The following is a 5,373-nucleotide window of genomic DNA, read 5'->3' as shown; positions in this document are numbered from 1 at the left end:
GGGCCCGGTGACGGTAGCGGTCGCGGGTTGGGGGGTGGTCAGTTGCCTGTGCCGTTGTCGGGGATGTACGCGGCGCAGGTGGTGAACGCCTGGTTTTGGACGCAGTCGAAGACCGCGTTCCACTTGCTGTCGGTGTCGCGGGCGGCGGCGGTGAGGGTTTCGGCGCAGGTGGCGTCGGAGAGGCCCCAGAAGGATCCGTCGGGCCAGCCTGCCTGTTCGGTGCGGGTGGCGATGGTGTCGAGGCACTCGGTGGAGGGGTCGTACTTCTTGACCTCTTCGAGGAACTCCAGGTACTTGGGGTTCTGCGGCGCGGCGGCGGCTTCGTCGAGGATTTGTTGTGCCGCCTGCTTCTGCTGCGGGCCGGCGTTGGGGTCCTGGATGGTGGCCAGGGCCTGGGTCCTGCGTTCCAGGACCTCCTGGACCTTCTTCTTGTCCTCTTCCTTTGCGGGTGCGGTCTTCGGGTTGGCGAGTGAGACCAGGCCCGCGCTGATGATCTTGATGTTCCGGACGAGGGCCGCCTTCTGCGCCACGGTGAGCGTCGGGTCCTGGACCTGCTTCGAGGCGTTCGCGAGCGTGTCGGCGAGTTGCAGGTAGAACGTCCGGTCCGCGGCCGAGGTCTTGGGGTCCTGGGCCAGTTTGACCGCGGCGTTCGCGCCGTCCATCGCGGCCAGGAGGGTGGCCCGGTCCTCGGGTGTGGTCTGCGGGTTGTTGACGGCCTTCAGGGTGGCGTCGAGGCCTGCCACGTACTTCTCGTACGAGGCCTTGTCCGCCGGGCTCGTGTTCGGATCCGCGATCGCGGCGGCCGCCTTGTCGAGGTTCTCGCGCAGTTGCTGCTTGACGTCGTCGGGGACGTCGAGCTTCGCGATCTGCTCCTCCAGTGCCTTCTTCTGCTCCGGCGGGACCAGATTCTGAACGCCCGGGCCGGACGGGGGTCCGCCGGACGACGGGGAGCTCGGCCCCTCGTCGGAGGGGGTGCCGGGGTTGGGGGACGACGGCCCGTCGGGCTCGGCCGGGGTGTTCGGCCCGTCCGGCTCGGGGGTGTTCGGTCCGTCCGGTTCCGGCGCATCGGGTGGGTTGGGAGGGTCGGGCGGATCGGGAGGCTGCGGCGGGTCCGGGGGCGGCGGGGTGTCGCCGGGGACGGCGGCCGGCGCGGCGGCGGGGGCGGCTCCCGCGGTCACCGCGGTGACCGGGAGGGCGAGCGCGACGGCCAGGCAGGACGTCCCGAGGAGGCGGGGGAGCTGGTGGCGGGCGGTTTTGGACATGGCTGTTCCAGGTGCGTGGCGGTGTTGTGGCGTGGCTGCGTCGCCGTTGCGACGGCTTGGCCTGAGGCGGCTCATGGTCACCGGAGAACGAGCACTCAACGGTGGGCAGGTATGACAACTCCCACTCTTCGCCCGCCGCCGGGCGGTCGCAACCCAGAAGTTGGGGAACGGGCGGGCGTACGGCGTGCGCCGTCACGGAGGGCTGCCGCGGCCCCGACGCAGGCGTCAGGACAATGCGGCAGGCTCAGCGGCGGTACGACGGCGATGCGGCGACTCCGCGTCGGACCGCGGCCTGCGGCGGTGGGCCGTACGTCGCCCCCGCCTGCATCTGCGTTCGCGACGCAGCCCGGTTTCCGGACGGTTGTTTCCGACAACGCCCCGTCAGTGCGCTCCCGCCATGTTCAGCACTACCACGCCGCCCACGATCATCGCGATGCCCAGCAACGTCGGGAGATTCACCGCCTGGTGCAGGAACAGCACGCCGATCACCACGATCAGCGCCGTTCCCACGCCCGACCAGATGGCATACCCGACGCCCACGTGCAGTCCGTGCTGGAGCGCCTTCGACAAGAGGTAGAACGACGCGCCGTAGCAGGCCAGGCACACCACGGACGGGAGCGGCCGCGAGAAGCCCTCGGTGGATTTGAGGAGGCTGGTCGCGACGACCTCGACGACGATGGCGAAGGACAGGAACACGTACGGCATACGGCGGTTCGCTTTCGGCGGTTCGGCGGTTCGGCGGCTTGATGCCTCGGCATAGGCGACTCGGCGGCAGCTCTACAGCACTCGACAGCAACTCGGCGGCGGCTCGGCGCCGGCTCGACGGCGGACCCACCACCACCGAGCCGCCACCGAGCCACCGCCGAGCGTCAGTTCGACATCGAACCAGGCACTACCCGGCCCGCCGATGCCCCGCCCGGCCGCCCCGCCCGGCCGACTCGTCCCGCCGGTCCTGGACCTTCGTGCGGAACAGCCAGAGTGCGACAGCCGACGCCAACACCGCCAGGGCGATGCCGAGTTCCTTGTAGCCGCCGTACCCGGTGATCTTGAACCCGGTGGCGCCGACCACCAGGATCACCGCGAGCAGCGCCGCCAGCAGCCAGGCGAACGGGACGAAGATCCCCGGCAGCCGGATCGGCCGCGCCAGGTCAGGCCGGTCCCGCCGCAGCATCGCGAAGCCCGAGATGGCCAGCACGTGCGTCAGGATGTAGCCCAGATTTCCGGTGACCACGATCGCGAGCGGCGTCTTCAGGAAGACCAGGGCCAGGATGTTGATCACCAGCGCCACGGTCAGCGCCCGCGCCGGGACGCCGCGCTTGTTGAGCACGCCGACCTGCTTGATCGTGGTGCCCTCCTTGCCCATGTTGTAGAGCACGCGGGAGCCGTCCGCGAGACCGGTGATCATGATGAGCAGCAGCGACGCGATCAGGAACACGACCATGAGGTCCGCGGCCCCGCCGACCAGGTCGTTGAACGCCCCGACGTAGAACGTCGTCGGGTCCTCGCCGATGCGCTCCTCGCCGAGGTAGCCGGACAGCGACAGCGGCAGCAGGATGAACACGCCGAGTGAGAACAGCACGCCGGCGCGCAGCGCACGCGAGGTGTCGCGCACGGTGTCCTTGTACTCGGGCGCGAAGGTCGCGCAGACCTCGACGCCGAAGGACGTCCACGCCATCACGTACAGCCAGACCAGCGACTCCCGCAGACCGCCCGCGCCGTGCAGGTTCCAGTGCAGGCCGCTCGCGCTCCAGTCGCCGCTGAAGAACGGCACGACCAGGAACACCGCGAGCGGGATCAGCAGCATGCCGCCCGTGACGTAGACCACCCACATGGCCACGTGCAGGCCGAACATGGCGGCCGCGAACAGCAGCAGGACGATGCCGATGCCGACCGTGACCGGGAAGGTGACGGTGGCCGGTCCGAACTCCCACGTCCAGTCCTGGCCGGAGAACCACTGGGCCTGGACGAGCGAGCCGATGATGCCCGCGTACACCGACAGCGCGGTGGTCCAGGCGAACCAGTAGCCGATGCTGGCCAGCGGGCCGACCCAGGGCGCCCGGGACTTCCAGCCCTCGGTGGCGTAGTGCGCGATGCCGCCCGAGGACTCGGGGAACATCGCGGCCATCTCGGAGTAGATCCAGTTGGCCCCGGTGGCCAGGACCATGGATATCGCCCACAGGGCCATGGCCCCCCACGCGCCCAGACCCCCGATGGACGCGCCGAGTGACGCGATGAGTGCGGCCGGCATGGCCAGGGACATGGCGAAGCCGTCGTACCAGCGCATCTTCTTGGCCAGGACGGGCGCCTCCCCGGAGCCCTGTCCGGACGTCTGGCCGGACGTCTGGCCGGGTGCCGGAGGCGGCGATTGGGCGGAGATCTGGGCGGACATGTGCGTGCCCTTCGGACGAAGTGGGCTGATGGGGATCGAGGGGTCCCGTTATAGGCGCGTCAAATTGACCCTGTCAACGGTTGAGTCTGCGGAATCGTCAAATGAGACCGATCTGAGTTGCGGATTCTGAAGTATTGACAGGTTCAACTTGTTGGGTGAACTCTGGGAAAGTCTCCGCTGTCGCCCGACGCGGCACGACCCCGTTGGAGAGGGATCCCATGAGCACCACGAGCCCCGCCCAGTACCAGCTCTTCGTCAACGGCGCCTACGTGGACGGCACCGGGCCGGACTCGTACGACGTGCACAGCCCGGCCACCGGCGAGCACGTCGGCACCATCCCGGTCCCCTCGGCCGCCGACCTGGACGCAGCCGTCAAGGCCGCCAACGACGCGCAGGCCAAGTGGGCCCGCGTCAACGTGTGGGAGCGCGCCAAGGTCTGCCACCGCATCGGCGACGAGCTGGCCAAGCGCGTGGACGAGCTGGCCCGCCTCCAGACCCTGGAGCAGGGCAAGCCGCTCGCCGAGTCGGTCGCCGACATCGAGGAGGCCGCGCAGCTCTTCCACCTGCACGCCGAGGACGCGGTACGCCTGCACGGCGAGACCATGCCGTCCACCGTCGGCGACAAGCGCATGTTCACCTTCCACGCACCCGTCGGCACCTGGGGCATCATCACGCCCTGGAACTTCCCGCTGCTGATGCTGGCCGAGTTCGTCGCCCCGGGCCTGGCCACCGGCAACTCGCACGTGGTCAAGCCCCCGGCCAACACGCCGCTCACCGTGCTCAAGGCCATGGAGGCGTTCGTCGCCGCGGGGCTGCCCGAGGGCCTGGTCAACATCGTCGCGGGCGAGGGCGCCACCGGCGACGCGCTGGTCCGGCACGCCGGCATCGACGCGATCGGCTTCATCGGCTCCTCCGCGACCGGCGCGAAGATCCAGGCCGCCGCGGGCCTCAAGCGCTCGATCATGGAGTGTTCCGGCAACGGCCCGCTCGTGGTGCTCGCGGACGCCGACCTCGACGCCGCCGCCAAGGCCGCGGTGTACGGCGCGTACCTGTGCTCCGGCCAGGTCTGCTGCGCCACCGAGCGCGTCGTCGTGCACCAGGACGCGCACGACGGGTTCGTCGAGGCCGTGCTGCGCGCCGCCGCCGACGTCGTGCTCGGCGACCCGTTCGCCGCCACCACCAACCTGGGCCCGCTCAACAACGAGGGCGTCGCCGCCAAGATGGACCGCCACATGGCGGACGCCCGCGAGCGCGGCGCGAAGATCCTCACCGGCGGCGGCCGCCGTTCCGGCCAGCCGACCGACCTCTACTACGAGTTCACCGTCGTCGACGACGTGCCGGTCGACTCGCTGCTGTCGCGCGAGGAGTCCTTCGGCCCGGTCGTGCCGATCATCACCGGCGCCAACGACGACGAGCTGCTGCGCATCGCCAACGACGACAAGCTCGGCCTCCAGGGCGCGGTGTTCACCCAGAACATGGGCGCGGCCTTCCGGTTCATCGAGGAGATGGCGGTCGGCCAGGTCATCGTCAACGACAGCACCTGCTTCTGGGACATCAACATGCCGTTCGGCGGCGCCGGCAACCGCGGCACCGGCTGGGGCCGCATCGGCGGCAAGCACACCCTGCTCGACATGTCCGACCTGCGCACCGGCGTCATCAGCCTGTGACCCCGACCCGGGTGCGGCGTGAGTGACTTCGCAGCGACACGCCGCACCCGGGCTT

At 70.0% G+C, this 5,373-nt stretch carries 4 protein-coding genes; 1 reads left to right on the top strand and 3 read right to left on the bottom strand.

Annotated elements, in window-relative coordinates:
* Positions 1-38: 38 nt before the first annotated feature.
* From ACRX5S_RS12365 to ACRX5S_RS12355, 3 genes are all read right to left on the bottom strand, one after another.
* Positions 39-1,262, bottom strand: a complete 1,224-nt coding sequence (locus tag ACRX5S_RS12365; protein ID WP_436772931.1) for a hypothetical protein — start codon at positions 1,260-1,262, stop codon at positions 39-41.
* A gap of 381 nt (positions 1,263-1,643) precedes the next feature.
* A complete protein-coding gene (locus ACRX5S_RS12360) occupies positions 1,644-1,967 on the bottom strand; it encodes a DMT family transporter (RefSeq protein ID WP_436772930.1) in 324 nt (107 codons plus the stop codon).
* 187 nt (positions 1,968-2,154) lie between these two features.
* A complete protein-coding gene (locus tag ACRX5S_RS12355; protein ID WP_436772929.1) occupies positions 2,155-3,651 on the bottom strand; it encodes an APC family permease in 1,497 nt (498 codons plus the stop codon).
* Between the two features lie 218 nt (positions 3,652-3,869).
* Here ACRX5S_RS12355 and ACRX5S_RS12350 point away from each other — a divergent pair, with 218 nt between their 5' ends.
* Positions 3,870-5,318, top strand: a complete 1,449-nt coding sequence (locus ACRX5S_RS12350; protein ID WP_436772928.1) for an aldehyde dehydrogenase family protein — start codon at positions 3,870-3,872, stop codon at positions 5,316-5,318.
* Positions 5,319-5,373: the final 55 nt, after the last annotated feature.

The organism is Yinghuangia sp. YIM S09857 (genome assembly GCF_051388915.1).
GTDB lineage: Bacteria > Actinomycetota > Actinomycetes > Streptomycetales > Streptomycetaceae > Yinghuangia.
This window is presented reverse-complemented; position numbering and strand designations above follow the sequence as displayed.